The organism is Brevibacillus fluminis (assembly GCF_052072235.1).
Taxonomy (GTDB): domain Bacteria; phylum Bacillota; class Bacilli; order Brevibacillales; family Brevibacillaceae; genus Brevibacillus_D; species Brevibacillus_D fluminis_A.
Genome location: NZ_CM125436.1, coordinates 1,574,185 through 1,589,826 on the forward strand (window position 1 = coordinate 1,574,185; position 15,642 = coordinate 1,589,826).

Consider the following 15,642-nt stretch of genomic DNA (forward strand, 5'->3'; position numbering starts at 1 on the left):
CTGCGTCCTCACCAAGAGGGGCAGCGGGTGTTTTTGCTTTGCTTCATCGCTTGCTTTTTTCCGCGTGCGCTGCAATCCGTTCATACAGCAGGCGCCAGGCAGGCGACATCTCCTTGATATGCTTGCCATGCAGCGGCTTTGGCTCCGGCGCTTGCTCCACAGCCGCAGGCGCTTTCTTCTTCGCCATCTATTCGATCCACTCCCTTCGCAATGCAAAAAGGTCGCGCAGCTCTTCGGTGGACAGCTCGGTGATCCAGTTTTCGCCGCCGTTCATGATCTGGTCGTTAATGCCTTGCTTGCGCTCCAGCATCTCGTCGATCCGCTCTTCGAGCGTGCCCAGGGTGACGAACTTGTGCACCTGCACATTCCGCGTCTGTCCGATGCGGTAGGCACGGTCGGTGGCCTGGTTTTCGACAGCCGGATTCCACCAGCGGTCGACGTGGAAGACATGGTTGGCCGCCGTCAAATTCAATCCTGTACCGCCCGCCTTGAGCGACAGCAGGAAGATGCCGCATCGCTGTTGCGCTGGCAGCGACTGATCCTGGAAGTGGGCGATCATGTCGTCGCGCTTTCCTTTCGGCACGCCGCCATGGAGGAAAAAGACCGTCTCTTTCCGTTCCTCTTCCAAAATCGCCTGCAGCAGATGGCCCATCTCGACGAACTGGGTGAACACCAGACACTGCTCGCCTTCCTGCCGCAGCTCTTCAATCTGTTCGAGCAGACGCTCGATTTTGTGAGAACGCCCGCGCCATTGCGCATTCTTTTCCCGCAGCAAGAGAGCGGGGTGATTGCACAGCTGCTTGAGCTTGGTCAGTACGGCGAAGATGAGGCCGCGCCGTTCCATCGGCGATGCGGATTCAATCCGGCTAAACATGTCTTGAATGATGTTTTCGTACAGCGCCGCTTGCTCCGCCGTCAGCGAGACGTATTCCTTCGCTTCGTTTTTGTCAGGCAAATCAAGCTGGATTGACGGATCGGTCTTGACGCGGCGGAGCAAAAACGGGCGAACCAGCCGCTGCACGCCTTCGATCGAGCGGCTGTCGTTGTTCTTCTCAATCGGAATCACGAAACGATGCTGGAACGTGCGCAGACTGCCCAAATAACCCGGGTTCAGGAAGTCGAAGATCGACCATAGCTCTGTCAGACGGTTTTCGATCGGCGTCCCTGTGAGCGCGATCCGGTGATGACCGTCGAGGCGGCGGATCGATTGGGCTTGTTTCGTATGGACGTTTTTGATGTTTTGCGCTTCATCCAGACAGATTGTATTCCAGTAGACGCCGGCCAGCTCATCGGTGTCGAGATGGGCCAGCGTGTACGATGTCAAAACAAGGTCAGCATCCCGGATGGAAGCCGGGAAGTCATGTTCCTTCGCGCGGTTCGTTCCATAATGCAGATGCACCGTAAGTTCGGGGGCGAAACGCTGCAGCTCTTTTTGCCAGTTGCCCAAAACCGATGTCGGGCAGATCAAAAGCGACGGGGTGCCTTGCTGTTGTTCCGATTCCTTGACATGCAACAAATAGGCGATGAACTGCACCGTTTTCCCCAATCCCATATCATCGGCGAGACAGCCGCCCAAGCCGAACCGGCGCAAAAAGGCGAGCCATGAGCTGCCGGCCAGCTGGTAGTTGCGCAGCGTTCCCCGGAATGTATCGGGCGGTGTGATAGAGGGCATGTGCTCATGCGTGGTCAACTGCTCGATCATGTGGGACAGATGCCGGTTAAGCTCGACGCTTACATGCAGGATGGAGGAAAGGTCTTCCGCCTGCTGGCCGCCAAGCTCATCCGGCAATGTTCCGAGCAAATGCATCTCCAGCACGTCGCGAAAGGTCAGCCCGTTTTTCTTTTCCGCTTTGGACATGACCTGTTGGACGCGGCGCAGCAGCTCCTGATCCACCTGGACCCATCTGCCGCGAATGTAGGCGAGCCGCTTTTTTTGTGCCAACAGCTCGTGAAATTCGTCGTCCGTCAATTCCACATCGTCAACCGCGAGCTTCCAATCGAATTGCATGATGCTGTTCAAGCCGAGCAGCGATTCTCTAGGCGAGCCGATGTTTTGGGCCATGCTTGCTTTTAACCCAAGCTGCGCTTTCTTCAACTTTTCCCACCAGGCAGGCAAAAACAAGGTGTAGCCCGCTTCAGCCAGGCGAACGCTCCCTTCCGAAAGCAAGGTCCACGCCATCTCATCGTCCAATGTCGTGCGCAGCGGATGGGCCGGGTCGCTGCCGGCAAGCCAGGGCAGCAGCTTTACCCAGCGCTGGACATCCTTTTCGACGCGATCCAGCCAGCCGATCCAATGCGGCGGGAAAGGTTCGTCGATCGCTTCCCCGGACGGCGAACAGGCGATGAGCGCACTTTCCAGATCACGATCCTGCAGCCAAACCGACAGTTTCCAGCTGCCCGTGCCAAAGGCCGGCTCATCCAGCTTCAAACAACTGCGAAACGGGGCGGCATCCTGCTTCCACCCCACCGTGACCAGCCATTCATCCTCCAGCCAGCGGTCACGGTCGGCATTTGTTGTCTGCAGCAGCGGATAGGCGGACACGATGCGCTCCCAAGCCTGACGAATGTCCGGTTTATCGCGCAGCAGCTGCTGCAGCGCGCTGCTCAGCCAATCGTTGGCAAGGCGCATGTCGCTCTCGCTCCACTCTCCCGGCGGTTCCAACAGTTTCCAGCGCGAGCGATCGGGGTTCCAGCCGAACGGGTCGGGAGCATACAAGCCTTCGCGCAACGACCGGGTGAGAATGGGGGCGAGCTTCATCAAGGAAACAGCGGTCTCATCCCATGTCACATAGGCATGCTCCAGCACGGTGGGAGACGCGAAAAAATCGAGCGCCATCGAGGCGTCCAGAACGAGTCCCCTCCGATGGCGCTCATCCGTTACGGGAATAAGCGCGCCGTAAAACGATTCGGCATGCCAGCCAAACAAGATGTTCCGTGACAGCTCCGGCTGCAAATCCTGGCCATCAGGGCCAAGTGCCCGGATGAACACGGAACCATCCTCGATCCATTGCGCATGTATGGTAACGGTGTGCAACGCTGTCATGTAGTGAAATTTCCTTTCTTCAGCTCTTCCTGAAATGCGCGGAGGCGGCCGGTCTGACGTTCGACATGCTGATAGTAGCGGTTCCAACGATCCATGAGCTGCAATTGTTGATAGAGAGCTTGCAATTTTTTCAAAAGCCGGATCGCCATGCGGTACGAATCGCGGTTTTTTTCGCCAATATGCCGCTCGATGGCCGTGTGGTAGAGCGGCAGCAGCAGCGAACGGTCGTATTCCTCGATTTTGCTCAGGTCGCCTGGAGCAAGCGACAGTGGCGAATTGGCCATGGCGATGTGCAGATCGGTCCAGCTCTTGAACCGGTTCGTTTCCAGCAAATACTGCGCATACGCTTCGTAGGAATGAGGGAGCAGCCGTTTTTGCGCCTCCAGCCATTCGTCGTCGGACGGCAGGTGGGCGGCGGCTTTTTGCCAATAGGCGCTCGTGGTCGCGAAAGCCTCCTGATCCGCATGGGACAGATGCGGCAGCGACCAGCGCAGCCAGACCAGGAGCCGCTCCCATTCTTCATGCGAGCAAAAGGATTCGAAATAGACGATGCCATATTTCAGCGTGAAGCTGGTCGTATCAAATATCTCCATCGCTTCCCGATCCTTGCCCTCGATCACATCGAGATGGGCGAGCCGGAAAAGCAGCCAATCGCGCTTCTGCCCGTCATCCATGCTCTCGGGAGCCGCCAGGTTGAGCCTGTCGCGCTCCTCGCTGACCCATTCGGGCCGGTTTAAGAGCTTCCACCAAAGCTTTTGGTACAAAATCCGCCAGTCCATGTACCGTTCATTCGCCGGATACGGGAACTGAAAAAAAGCGTCGGCAATCGTACGGACATACGCCGGGTAACGCAGCTTGGCCGCATCCGCCTGTATGCGGGAAATCGCCTGCTTCAACCGGTTTGTACACGTCTCCACAGCCGAATGAAACGCCATGTATTGGGCATAGGAAAGATGGGCCGGGCGCCATTTATCGTGCAAATACGTTTCCAGGCGGGAGAGATAATACAGGACGCCGTTCAGTTCAAACAGATAGCGGAGCTGTGAGTTCCATTGAAAGGAGGCCTGGTGCAGCGAACGCAAATAGAGCGCGTGCTCCTCGATCATCCGATACGATTCGTACAGGCGCAGCCGTTGGAACTGTTTTTCAAAATAAGCGAACCATTCATCGACAGCGCTGTGTTCATCGAGGCTGGCCTGCTCCGACCATGCCGCTGGCTTGAGCGGCTGCTTGGCTGCGGTAATGACCACTTTGCGCTCGCTTGCAGGGACCATGGTTTCCTTGAGCTGGCTGAACAGCCGGCTGGCCGAATCGATTTGGTCGTACAAAAAGAAAAAGGTCGCCGCCATGTGCTTGCAAAAATGCTCATACGGGCAACTGCAATCGCTGTTCATAAAAAAATCGAGATCAAGAATGACGCGGTAAGGATCGTTTCCATTCACTGTGGCCACAACTCGTGTGCCATCCAGAATCTCATTCATTTCAATCCGTTCGTTGCGGTAATACTCAAATCCACGTTCAATGATATGGAATTGAAAATAAGTTGGAATCTGCTCAGCGATAAACCGCAGTGATTCGTGAGAGACCTGACTCTCCTGCATGGGCCAATCCTCCGTTTTCGTAGCTCCTTCTATTGTAGCCGGATGCACACAAAAATCAAAGCGATTGCAAGATGAATCGTCAGTGTCGACATGCGAGTGCACAAAAAATCGCCCGAGAAAAAGTTCTACAGGCGATTTCCTTTGCACCGCAATGACGCAAGACTGCCTTTGGAAAACATCACGGAAAGGTCGAGCGGATTTTTTTTCAATTGAACCAGATTGTGTACGCACCGAGCGCGACTCAATAAGCCCGCAGGTTTACCGAAAAGCAGACCGTAGACTCGGTTTCAGACAAAAAAGGCTGCGCCACAAAAATCGGCGCAGCCATATGATTAAATCGCTTCTTCAAAATCCATTTTCGGCGGCTTTTTGGTAAAGCCTTTGGTCGTATAAAGCAGGTACCCGAGACCGAGCGCAGCCCAGATCAAGCCAAGCGTGATCGATTGCGCATCGAGGCTCACCCACAGATAGCCGACAAAGCCTGCGCCCAATGCAGGGAACAAGACGTATTGAATCAATGAACCGAGCGAGTGCTGCTTCTTCCGCACCACAAAGTAAATGACGACGGAAATGTTTACTGCGGTGAAAGCAGTGAGTGCACCAAAATTAATGAAGGAAAGCGCGGTGTCCAGGTCAAACCAGATCGCTGCCAGACAGAACACGCCTGTTACGATGATACTGTTGATCGGCGTCGAATAACGCGGATGAACGTAAGCCAGGAAAGATCCTGGCAGCACTTTTTCGCGACCCATGGCAAACAGCAGACGGGATGCGCTCGTGTGCGATGCGAGACCGGATGCAATTGTCCCGGTGATCGCGCCGGCAAGGAACAACGATTGGAAAAACGCGCCGCCGAGCAGGTACGCGATCTCAGGCGATGGCGAATCCGGATTTTGCAAAATCGAAACGTCCGGGATGACGGCCGTCGCGAAATACGATGCGGTGGTGAAGATCAATCCGCCGATCAGCGCAACGAGCACAATCCCGCGCGGAATCGTTTTGGTCGGGTTGACCGCTTCTTCGGTATAGGTTGTAACGGCGTCAAAACCGAGGAAGGAGAAGCAGAGAACGGCAGCCCCGGCCATCAAGTCCGGCATGGTCATTCCTGCAGAGAAAAATGGTTCCGCTGTCGCAACGGTTCCCGCACCTTTTCCAGAAAGCAGCGCTTTAATGGCAAGAACGACGAAGAAACCGGTGACGAGAATCTGAAAGATGACCAGCAACGTATTAAAGTTCGCAGTCAGGTTCACGCTGCGAATATTGACGAGAGTAAACAGCAAGGTAACGGAAACGACCCAGATCCATTCCGGTACGCCAGGGAAGGCGGCGGACAAATAAATCTTGGCCAATAGCACATTAATCATAGGAAGAAAGAAATAATCGAGCAACGAAACCCAGCCTACCATAAAGCCAAGGTGAGGGTTGATGGCTTTACTTGTATAGGAATAAGCAGACCCGGCAGTCGGGAACTCCTTAACCATCTTGCCATAGCTGGCAGCGGTAAATAACATCGCGATCAAAGCAATCAAATAGGCGGTTGGCACATGACCATGCGTATCTTGGGATACAATACCAAACGTATCGAAGACGGTCATTGGCGTTAAGTATCCAAGGCCCAGAACGACGACATGCCACAGCTTGAGTGTCTTCTTGAGAGACCCTGCTTGTTCGTAGGTAGTGTGAGAATGTTGCATGTAACGATCTCCATTCTATTGTAAATTTTGTAAGCGCTTAAATAGGCGACGTCGGCGTCTGTCACGATAACCTCCTTTCTGGTACATTTTGGCTTGCTTACTGAATCAGAAGCGTGAGAGTTCTCGACAGCATAACGTAATCCAGCAATCAGATCCGGCCTCTTCCATGAGGATTTCGCTTGGAAGAATTAGACTGGAAAGAGGCATTGCTTGGCGAAAAAGCAGTGACTCGACATTTTTCCGATGTTACAATAAGCAAGTGCTGTGCCAAAAACGAAATATCGAAAATTCGCGAAAAAGGTCGAACGCAGAGCCGTTTTTGCTAGAATAGCAAGTATGCAAAAATGATAATATTCTATGCGAATATGAATAACTACCCATCAATGCATAGCTTGCTTGTATAGTAAAACTATCATAGCGAAAAGATAAAAGATATGGATATATTTTGGCACGCGAATTGCTTGTATAAATTTACGGTGTGACCCAAAAATCTGATGAGGTGTTTACAAGATGAGTACAGCAACTTCAAATCATGCAGAAGCAAATCCATTAGTTGAGTTTCAACACAATTTGAAAGACGCGTGCGAGCTGCTGCGTTATCCGGAAAATGTCTACGATTTCCTGAAAGAGCCGATCCGTTTCCTCCAGGTTCGTATCCCGGTGAAAATGGACGACGGCACAACGGTAACGTTCACAGGCTACCGCGCCCAACATAATGATGCTGTAGGACCAACAAAGGGTGGCATTCGTTTTCACCCTGAAGTAGATGCCGATGAAGTAAAAGCGCTTTCAGGCTGGATGAGCCTGAAATGCGGGATCGCTGACCTGCCATATGGCGGCGGTAAAGGCGGAATCATTTGCGACCCGCGCAAAATGAGCATGAACGAACTCGAGCGTTTGAGCCGCGGCTACGTTCGCGCAATCAGCCAAATCGTCGGGCCGACAAAAGACATCCCGGCTCCAGACGTATTCACCAACGCGCAAATCATGGCGTGGATGATGGACGAATACAGTGAAATTCGCGAGTTCGAATCCCCAGGCTTCATTACAGGGAAACCGATCGCGCTGGGCGGTTCCGTAGGCCGTGAAACAGCGACTTCCAAAGGCGTGTTCCACGTGTACAACATGATCTGCAAAATCAAAGGAATCGACGTGAAAAACTCCCGCGTCATCGTGCAAGGTTTCGGTAACGTAGGTAGCTACCTGGCGCTCTTTTTGCATGAGCAAGGTGCAAAAGTTGTTGGCATTGCAGACGCAAATGGCGGAGTTTACGACGAAAACGGCCTGGATATCCCTAGCCTGATGGATCGCCGCGATTCTTTCGGTACGGTAACACACCTGTTCAATAACGTAATCCCGAACAAAGAGCTGTTGGAAAAAGAGTGCGACATCCTGATCCCGGCTGCATTGGGCGGACAAATCACAAAAGATAACGCAGATCGCCTGAAGTGCAAAGTCGTTATCGAAGCTGCAAACGGACCGACAACTCACGAAGCGGGCGAAATCCTTGAAAAACGCGGCATCGAGGTTGTTCCAGACGTACTGGCTAACTCCGGCGGCGTAATCGTTTCCTATTTCGAGTGGGTGCAAAACAACCAAGGCTACTACTGGTCGGAAGCGGAAGTTGACGCGAAGCTGCAGGAGAAAATGGAAGCAAGCTTCCACAAAGTGTACGATACTGCTCAACAATATAAAGTAAACATGCGCAAAGCAGCGTACCTGGTATCTGTTCGCCGTCTGGCGGAAGCAGGCCGTCTGCGCGGATGGGTTTCCTTTTAAGGAAAGACGAAGTGCAAAAAAAGAGGGCATTGGCCCTCTTTTTTTTATTCATTTTGGCATGGGTTCCCTGTGAAAAAACGGCTTGTTGCAAAAATGGGTAAACAACCTCGGGATCGATGCGTTATCCCGGTCCCGAATAGCGTAAATCAGCATCGATCGTACGACACGATCAGCCAGCAATCGAGCGGACAACAATTCGGTTGTTATTATCCACCATTGCATAACCTATGCAAAATTGAGTAATATGAAAGGGCAGATAAACGAAAAACGCCTGTTCAGACGGTATTCATTGTTTGGCACGCGACTTGCTTATACCTAAAAGTGAATAGGTAACGACGCGAAGGGAGTGAATATCTTCATGATAAATTTGAAAATGTACATCAATGGTGAGTGGGTAGATGCACAAAGCGGTAAAACGCGCGACATCGTGAATCCTGCCACAGGTGAAGTCATTGCAAAAGCGGCTGAAGGTGATGTAGCAGACGCCAAGCATGCAGTACAAGTTGCGCGTGAAGCATTCGATAGCGGTGTATGGTCTGACCTTCCAGCCGCACAACGCGCCAACTACTTGCTTGCAATCGCTACCAAGCTGGAAGAGCGCGCGGAAGAAATCGGCCGTCTGGAAACGATGGACAACGGGAAACCACTCCGCGAGACAGCATTCGACGTAGCCGACGCAGCTGCATGTTTCCGCTACTATGCAGGAATCGTTACGAAACCGGATGGTCAAACCTATCATGTATCCGATCCGATGCAAGCCATGGTTGTACGCGAGCCTGTAGGTGTTTGCGGCTTGATCGTTCCCTGGAACTATCCGCTGCTGATGTCCGTATGGAAAATCGCTCCTGCGCTTGCAGCAGGTAACACGATTGTGTACAAACCTTCCGAGGTTACACCGGTCACCGCAAAAATTCTATTCGAAATTATTGAAGAAGTCGGAATTCCAAAAGGCGTTGCCAACCTCGTAATGGGCCCAGGCGCTACAGTGGGCAACGAGCTGGCAGAAAGCCACGATGTGGACATGATTTCCTTCACCGGCGGTACTGTCACAGGCCGCAGCATTATGAGAGCGGCTACAGGAAACTTGAAAAAGATTTCCCTGGAGCTGGGCGGCAAATCCCCGAACATCATTTTCGCGGATGCCGATTTCGAAACAGCGGTTGATTACGCTCTGTTCGGAATTTTTGCCAACCAAGGCCAAGTTTGTTCCGCAGGCTCCCGCCTCTTGGTGGAAGAGTCCATCTACGATCGCTTCATCGAGCGATTGGCGGAACGCGCTTCCAAAATCCGCGTCGGCAACGGCCTGGATGAAGGCACAGAAATGGGCCCATTGGTGAGCCAGCAACACATGGAAAAAGTTCTTTCCTATATTGAAATCGGGAAACAGGAAGGCGCTCGCCTGATCTGCGGCGGCAACCGCATCACGGCGGACGGCAAAGACAAAGGCTATTTCGTAGAGCCAACCATTTTTGTCGATTGCAATCAAAGCATGCGCATCGTCCAGGAAGAAATTTTCGGACCTGTGCTGGCCGTTTCCAAATTTAAAGATGAAGCAGAGGCGATCCGTCTGGCAAACGATTCGATCTATGGGCTTGCTGGCGGCGTCTTCACAAAAGACGGTGCGAAAGCAATGCGCGTGATCAAAAAACTGCGCGCCGGCATCACCTGGATCAACAGCTACCACCCAACTTACAACGAAGCGCCATGGGGCGGTTACAAACAAAGCGGTATCGGCCGCAGCCTGGGTACATTCGGTTACGAAGAGTACACAGAAGTGAAACAAATCAACATCAACCTCGATGTGCAACCGACAGGCTGGTTCGAGAACTAACAGCCGGTTCGCATCAATTGTCAAGCGGGTTCGCGCCCATTCGAACGAGCCCGCTCTCCCTGCGGAAATAATAAAAATTACCTTATATAGGAGGGCAACAACATGACAAACCAAACTGCTACCTCAGCAAAAGAAAAATACGCAAGTGTATACGACTATACCAACCAGGTGCTGGATCTGATCGCAAAGCAAGACATCACGAAGGAAGAAGCGGCATGGGTAACACGCCAAACGGTTGAAAACTTCCGCGATCACGTAAACCCGGGCTTCCTGCAATACCGCAAATCCGTAACAAAAGATACGCAATTCGCATCCGTAGAGTGGAAAGACTCCGGTCTGAACGCTTTCCAAGATGTGAACGGCAAAGAATACATCGACTGCCTGGGCGGTTTCGGTATCTACAACGTAGGTCACGGCCATCCAAAAGTAAAACAAGCGGTTATCAACCAAATGAACCGTCAAGCGCTGCACAGCCAAGACTTGCTCGACCCATTGCGCGCGATGCTCGCAAAAATTCTGGCTGACGTAACACCAGGCGACCTGAAATACGCTTTCTTCGGCAACTCCGGTACAGAGGCTGTGGAAGCAGCTTTGAAACTGGCGAAAATGTACAGCAGCCGCACGACTTTCATCGCAACGACAAAAGCTTTCCACGGCAAGAGCTTGGGCTCCCTGTCCGGTACAGCGAAAGGCGTATTCCGCAAACCATTCCTGCCGATGATCCCTGGCTTCAAGCACGTTCATTTCGGTGACATCGACATGATGCGCAAAACGTTCGAAGCTTGCGCAATGACAGGTGAAGACGTAGCAGCGGTAATTCTCGAGCCAATCCAAGGCGAGGGCGGCGTTAACTTGCCACCAGAAGGTTACCTGAAAGCGGTTCGTGCGCTTTGCGACGAGTTCGGCGCACTGCTCATTTTCGACGAAGTACAAACAGGTATGGGCCGTACAGGTAAAATGTTCGCGGCAGAACACTACGATGTTGTGCCAGACATCATGTGCTTGGCAAAAGCATTCGGCGGCGGGATCATGCCGGCAAGTGCGACCATCGCTTCCGAGAAAGTATTCAGCAGCTTCTTCGAAAACCCGTTCATGCACACAACTACATTCGGTGGTAACCCACTGGCTTGCGCGGCAGCGATCGCAACTTTCAACGTATTGATCGAAGAAAACTTGCCACAACGTGCAGCTGAATTGGGCGATTACATGCTGAAAGGCCTGCGTGAAGCAGCTGCCAACTACGGCGATAAAGTAATGGAAATCCGCGGTCTGGGTCTGTTGATCGGTGTAGAATTCCACAACGACGAGATCGGTTACGAAGTGTCCAAGGGCTTGTTCGACAACGGCGTACTGGTTGCAGGTACACTCATCAACGCGAAAACCATCCGTATCGAACCGCCACTCACACTGACTTATGAAGAAGCGGACAAAGTCATCGCTACCTTCAAAAAAGTGTTGGGCGAGGTTAAAATCTAAGCTCCTTGCAAGAAAAGAAAGAGGACTGTGTCTACACGAGTCCTCTTTTCTTTTTCACATAGATAGAATCGATGTCGAAATACGATTATAATAATGATAGAAACTGACTAAGTAGTCTACAGGAGGATTTATGGCTTCGAAATGGTTCGTGAGAAAGGCTTACACTGTTTCATTTGAGTCATCTGCGAATGAAGTGTGGAGCATCATGTCTCGTTACAATGAACCGTATGTCTTTATTACGGACCCGCATAACGAGGGTAGGATTGCGGCGTTCATTCGCAACACAGACATCATCCCGTTTTTCGACAATACCGAATGGATGAAACGGTCGGTCCGTGAGCTGCCGTATCACACCCATTTGATCAGCATACAGCGCGGTGCAGACATGCTGGACTTCTTCAAGGTGTTCGGCGAGGAAGTCGTGGTGATCTTGAATCAGGATGGCGAGCATGAGGGTTATTTGCAGCGCGAGGATATTCTCGCTTATTTGCTGACCAACCAATCGACAGACTGGATTCGCTCGCTGCTGAACTCCATTCCGATGGGGATTTTGATTGCAGATGTGCATGGACGAATTGAAAATTTCAGCCTGGAAGCATTGCGGATGATCCGGGTCGAGCCCGATGAGCTGCGCCAACAGCGCGTGGGCGACCTGCTGGATGCGGAGCAATTCGCAAAGGTCGTTGAAAACGGGGAAACGATCCTGAACCATATCATCATCAACGACAGGATCGGGGTGCTGGCCGATTTCGGACCTGTCCGCAACCAGTACGGAAAAGTAACCGGCGTCATCGTCGTCCTGCAAGACTTGCCGTACATCGAAAACATGGCGATGGAACTCGAGTACGTCAAAAACCTGAACATGGACATGCAGGCGATCCTTTCTTCCATTTATGACGAGATTTTGGTCGTCGATGAAAAAGGCGTGCTCTTGCGTTACAGCGGCAACCTGATCAAAGACTTCTGGGAAATCGACAAGGAACAGCTGATCGGGATCAACCTGATGGAGCTGGAGCATGAGGGGACGTTTTTCGCCGCGATCGTCAAGATGGTCTTGGAGCGCAAGAAAAAAGTATCCGTTACCCAGCAGAGCCGTTCCGGCAAAGACGTGCTTGCCGTCGGGAACCCGATTTTTGATGAGAAAGGCAAGCTGGAGCGGATCGTCATCGCTCTGCGCGACATTACCGAAACCGTGATGCTCAAGGAAGAGCTGCGGCATGCGCAGAAGATGTCGGAGAAGTACAAGAAAGAGCTGGAAACACTGCTCGATCAAAAAACGTACGTGAAAAACCACCAGGTGATTTACGGCAGCGAAAAAATCGAGAAAGTGATGAAATACATCCAAAAAATCGCGGCAACCTCCTCGACGGTTTTGCTGACAGGTGAGTCGGGTGTCGGGAAAGAGGTGTTTGCCCGGACGATTTATGAGATGGGGCCGCGCAGCAGCAAGCCGTTCGTGAAGGTCAACTGCGGGGCGATTCCGGAAGCGCTCCTGGAAAGCGAACTGTTCGGCTATGAAAAAGGTGCGTTTACCGGCGCCAACGCCAGCGGAAAGCCCGGCTACTTCCAGATGGCCAACAAGGGGATTCTGTTCCTCGACGAGATCGGGGAGATGCCGCTCAATCTGCAGGTGAAGATTTTGCGTGTCCTGCAAGAGCGCGAGATCATTCCGGTCGGCGGCTCGGAAGTGGTGGAGGTCGATGTGCAGATCATCGCCGCGACGAATAAAAACCTGGAGAAGATGGTGGAGGAAGGGACGTTCCGCGAAGACTTGTATTACCGGCTGAACGTGATCCCGATCCAAATTCCGCCGCTGCGCGAGCGTCCGGAAGACGTGCCGCTGCTCGCACTCCATTTTCTGCAAAAGTTCAATGAAAAGTACGACCGCCACACACAGCTGTCGCAAGATGCCCTGGATGTGCTTGAATCGTATACATTCCCGGGCAACGTGCGCGAGCTGCAAAATATTATCGAGCGCATTTGCGTAACATCCGATGAAGAGCTGATCGAATCGGACGTGATCATTCCGTTGCTGAAAAAAGGGAAGAAAAACCAGATGGCCAAACGGATGAACAAGATCATGCCGCTGAAGGAAGCGACGAAAGCGATGGAAGAAGAACTGATCAAAATGGCGATGGATGAATTCAAAACAACCTCGATGGCAGCAAAAGTCTTGGGAGTCAGCCAATCAACCATAAGCCGAAAATACCAGGAGATTACGGAGAAGCTTAGTCGAGGTGAGAAGGTTGGGTTTAAGATTTGACGTGGTCGCTCCCCGCGACGGCTCCATTGAACGTGTCATGCTGCGCAAAGGCGAAAAAATCGAAGAAGGCACGCCGATTTTTTCGCTGCAGTCCAATGGGGTCAATTGCGAAATCCTTGCCCCTGTTACCGGGGTCACGGAATCGTTGGAAGTTGAGCAAGGGGATATCACGATATCTGGCATGATTTTGGCTGTCATTGTTCAGCTTTAACGCAATGCTGTCAGAAGGAATGGCACGATCGCATGAATGGTTTATATTCGTTTTACTTGCATGAAAGTGTATCCGCGAAAACAACGGGTACACTTTTTTGCCAGTTTCGTCCCAATCAAGCAAAAAGCTGCTCCGTGCATGGATGCGACCATGGCACGTTGAGCAGCTTTTTTGTGTTTCGCTAGTGGTTGACCTGCAGCGTTTCATCCAGCCATTCAAACATGCGCTGGTTGAAGTACAGCAGGGCGCCGAATTGGCAATGTTCCTCCGCGCTTTCTTCCGCGGTGAAGCGCATGTATGTTTTCGGGCAGGTGAGCGCGTCGTAGAGCATCTGAGGCTGGCCGGCAAAGAAGTGGTCTTCGGCCGCTTCAACCACGAGCGTCGGGCAGGTGATTTTGTCCGCCACACCGGCCAAGGTGATCGGCTCGGTTTTTTCGATCAGCTCGTGGATGTTTTTGGCCTGGTAGGTGAACATGCCGTTTTCGACCGCCCAGCGAACCCCGATGTGTTTGCTCATCAAGACGCTGATAAATTGCTCCACAACTGCCGGATTGTCGAAGTCTTGCGGATTGCCTGGATAAAATCTGCGCCCGATTTCACCGAATTGGTTGGAAAACAGGCCGTCGTTCGCGACGCATGCTGCGAGGCGATGTTCATAGGCGGCAGCGCGGGGAGCCAGGTAACCGCCGAGGCTGATGCCGATGATCGCGATCTGTTTGGCATCCACTTCCGGCCGCGTCTCCAAATAGTCGACCATCGGTGTCACGACTTTTTCCCAGTCATGGCGGAAGGGGAGCCGCTGCTCGCGGATCACCGCGCCTTGGCCCGGCCCCTCGAACGTCAGGCAGTTGTAGCCGCGCTGCAACGCGGACGCTACCACTTCCAGGTACAGCTCTTCCCCGGTCGAATCGAAGCCTCCGTGAATGAGCAGGGTCGGTCTTGGCGACTCATCCACCCGATAAAAGTAGCCTGGCAAAAACGTGTCTTCATACGGGATGTTCACTTCTTCGACCGGCGTATCAAACAGCTGGATGGCTTTGCGAAATGCGCTGCGGCTTTTTCCCCATGTATCCAGAATGCGCGGATCGTTTTGGTCGCCGTGCAAAAAGAATTCCGCAGTCCGGTAGTAATTGTGCGCACGCAAGTAGCACTCCCGCGCACTGACCCGTTTGCCGCGCGACATGCTTTCTTCCGCGAGCGCATGAATCCGCTCGGCAGTTTTGTACCACTCGTTGTACCAGCTTTCAAAATTCCCTTCCTCGATGCGATAAGCGGTCGTCAGGCATTCGCCGATATCGGCACCGCCGAAGGGAGCATACCCCATCGTACGCAGCAGTTCAAAGGAAAAGGTTTGATCGTCAAAAATGCACTTCATAATGGAAGGGTCCTCCTTCAATTGGCAACAAGTCTATAGGTTAAATTTGATCTAAAACAAAAATAACCTAAAAACAATTTCGAGTCAACCATGATATAGATCATAATTAACCTATTTATTTTATCTTTTCGCAGGTGATTGTTGGTAGCCTTTGCGCGATGCGCTTGCAGATGGACCCGATCGCAGCGCGCATCGCGGTTGTCGAGTTCGGAATCCACTATGAAAAGCTTTATATCGACTGGTGCAATCGTTTGCTGGCGAGAATGGGCGATGCGTCATCTTTGATCAGGTGGAGAAGTGGAAGCGAGGACATGTATTGTCGGGCGAGCTGTGGTAATGTATTTTAATAAAACAGCGAAAATTTTATCA

The 15,642-nt window shown here is 52.3% G+C and carries 11 protein-coding genes; 6 read left to right on the plus strand and 5 right to left on the minus strand.

All coding sequences use genetic code 11. The annotated features are described in order from the left end of the window. Nucleotides 1-43: 43 nt before the first annotated feature. The 4 genes from ACTID9_RS08020 to ACTID9_RS08035 form a co-directional block, all read right to left on the minus strand. Nucleotides 44-187 (minus strand): hypothetical protein, encoded by a 144-nt coding sequence (locus tag ACTID9_RS08020; protein ID WP_183192329.1) that lies wholly within the window; start codon nt 185-187, stop codon nt 44-46. Further along, complete coding sequence (locus ACTID9_RS08025) at nt 188-3,043, minus strand: DEAD/DEAH box helicase (RefSeq protein WP_441070683.1); 2,856 nt, start codon at nt 3,041-3,043, stop codon at nt 188-190. Continuing rightward, on the minus strand, nt 3,040-4,644 hold the full coding sequence (locus tag ACTID9_RS08030; protein ID WP_441070684.1) for an SWIM zinc finger family protein: 1,605 nt from the start codon (nt 4,642-4,644) through the stop codon (nt 3,040-3,042). The genes ACTID9_RS08025 and ACTID9_RS08030 overlap by 4 nt, the downstream gene beginning before the upstream one ends. Before the next feature lie 332 nt (nt 4,645-4,976). Next, the gene (locus ACTID9_RS08035) at nt 4,977-6,338 is read right to left on the minus strand and encodes an APC family permease (protein WP_441070685.1); all 1,362 of its coding nucleotides are present in this window, start codon (nt 6,336-6,338) and stop codon (nt 4,977-4,979) included. Between the two features lie 510 nt (nt 6,339-6,848). On the opposite strand from ACTID9_RS08035, the gene ACTID9_RS08040 reads away from it, so the two are divergent. From ACTID9_RS08040 to ACTID9_RS08060, 5 genes are all read left to right on the plus strand, one after another. Then, nucleotides 6,849-8,117: a Glu/Leu/Phe/Val family dehydrogenase gene (locus ACTID9_RS08040; RefSeq protein WP_441070686.1), complete on the plus strand. Its 1,269-nt coding sequence runs from the start codon at nt 6,849-6,851 to the stop codon at nt 8,115-8,117. A gap of 358 nt (nt 8,118-8,475) precedes the next feature. Further along, nucleotides 8,476-9,948: an aldehyde dehydrogenase family protein gene (locus ACTID9_RS08045; RefSeq protein WP_441070687.1), complete on the plus strand. Its 1,473-nt coding sequence runs from the start codon at nt 8,476-8,478 to the stop codon at nt 9,946-9,948. A 102-nt stretch (nt 9,949-10,050) separates the two neighbouring features. Beyond that, complete coding sequence (locus ACTID9_RS08050; RefSeq protein ID WP_441070688.1) at nt 10,051-11,424, plus strand: putrescine aminotransferase; 1,374 nt, start codon at nt 10,051-10,053, stop codon at nt 11,422-11,424. A gap of 205 nt (nt 11,425-11,629) precedes the next feature. After that, nucleotides 11,630-13,687 carry a sigma 54-interacting transcriptional regulator gene (locus tag ACTID9_RS08055; RefSeq protein WP_441070689.1) on the plus strand — a complete coding sequence of 686 codons (2,058 nt, stop codon included), beginning with the start codon at nt 11,630-11,632 and terminating at the stop codon, nt 13,685-13,687. Beyond that, nucleotides 13,671-13,898, plus strand: a complete 228-nt coding sequence (locus ACTID9_RS08060) for a biotin/lipoyl-containing protein (protein WP_441070690.1) — start codon at nt 13,671-13,673, stop codon at nt 13,896-13,898. The genes ACTID9_RS08055 and ACTID9_RS08060 overlap by 17 nt, the downstream gene beginning before the upstream one ends. Nucleotides 13,899-14,079: 181 nt before the next feature. On the opposite strand, the gene ACTID9_RS08065 is transcribed toward ACTID9_RS08060, so the two are convergent. Then, a complete protein-coding gene (locus ACTID9_RS08065) occupies nt 14,080-15,273 on the minus strand; it encodes an alpha/beta hydrolase family protein (protein ID WP_441070691.1) in 1,194 nt (397 codons plus the stop codon). A gap of 158 nt (nt 15,274-15,431) precedes the next feature. Here ACTID9_RS08065 and ACTID9_RS08070 point away from each other — a divergent pair, with 158 nt between their 5' ends. Beyond that, nucleotides 15,432-15,620 carry a hypothetical protein gene (locus tag ACTID9_RS08070; RefSeq protein ID WP_441070692.1) on the plus strand — a complete coding sequence of 63 codons (189 nt, stop codon included), beginning with the start codon at nt 15,432-15,434 and terminating at the stop codon, nt 15,618-15,620. The last annotated feature ends 22 nt before the right edge of the window (nt 15,621-15,642 follow it).

Bases quoted from the DNA above. Each gene is read 5' to 3' on its own strand.
- ACTID9_RS08055 (WP_441070689.1), top strand. From the start codon at position 11,630: ATGTCTCGTTACAATGAACCGTATGTCTTTATTACGGACCCGCATAAC.
- ACTID9_RS08065 (WP_441070691.1), bottom strand. From the start codon at position 15,273: ATGAAGTGCATTTTTGACGATCAAACCTTTTCCTTTGAACTGCTGCGT.
- ACTID9_RS08050 (WP_441070688.1), top strand. From the start codon at position 10,051: ATGACAAACCAAACTGCTACCTCAGCAAAAGAAAAATACGCAAGTGTA.
- ACTID9_RS08040 (WP_441070686.1), top strand. From the start codon at position 6,849: ATGAGTACAGCAACTTCAAATCATGCAGAAGCAAATCCATTAGTTGAG.
- ACTID9_RS08045 (WP_441070687.1), top strand. From the start codon at position 8,476: ATGATAAATTTGAAAATGTACATCAATGGTGAGTGGGTAGATGCACAA.
- ACTID9_RS08025 (WP_441070683.1), bottom strand. From the start codon at position 3,043: ATGACAGCGTTGCACACCGTTACCATACATGCGCAATGGATCGAGGAT.
- ACTID9_RS08070 (WP_441070692.1), top strand. From the start codon at position 15,432: ATGCGCTTGCAGATGGACCCGATCGCAGCGCGCATCGCGGTTGTCGAG.
- ACTID9_RS08020 (WP_183192329.1), bottom strand. From the start codon at position 187: ATGGCGAAGAAGAAAGCGCCTGCGGCTGTGGAGCAAGCGCCGGAGCCA.
- ACTID9_RS08035 (WP_441070685.1), bottom strand. From the start codon at position 6,338: ATGCAACATTCTCACACTACCTACGAACAAGCAGGGTCTCTCAAGAAG.
- ACTID9_RS08030 (WP_441070684.1), bottom strand. From the start codon at position 4,644: ATGCAGGAGAGTCAGGTCTCTCACGAATCACTGCGGTTTATCGCTGAG.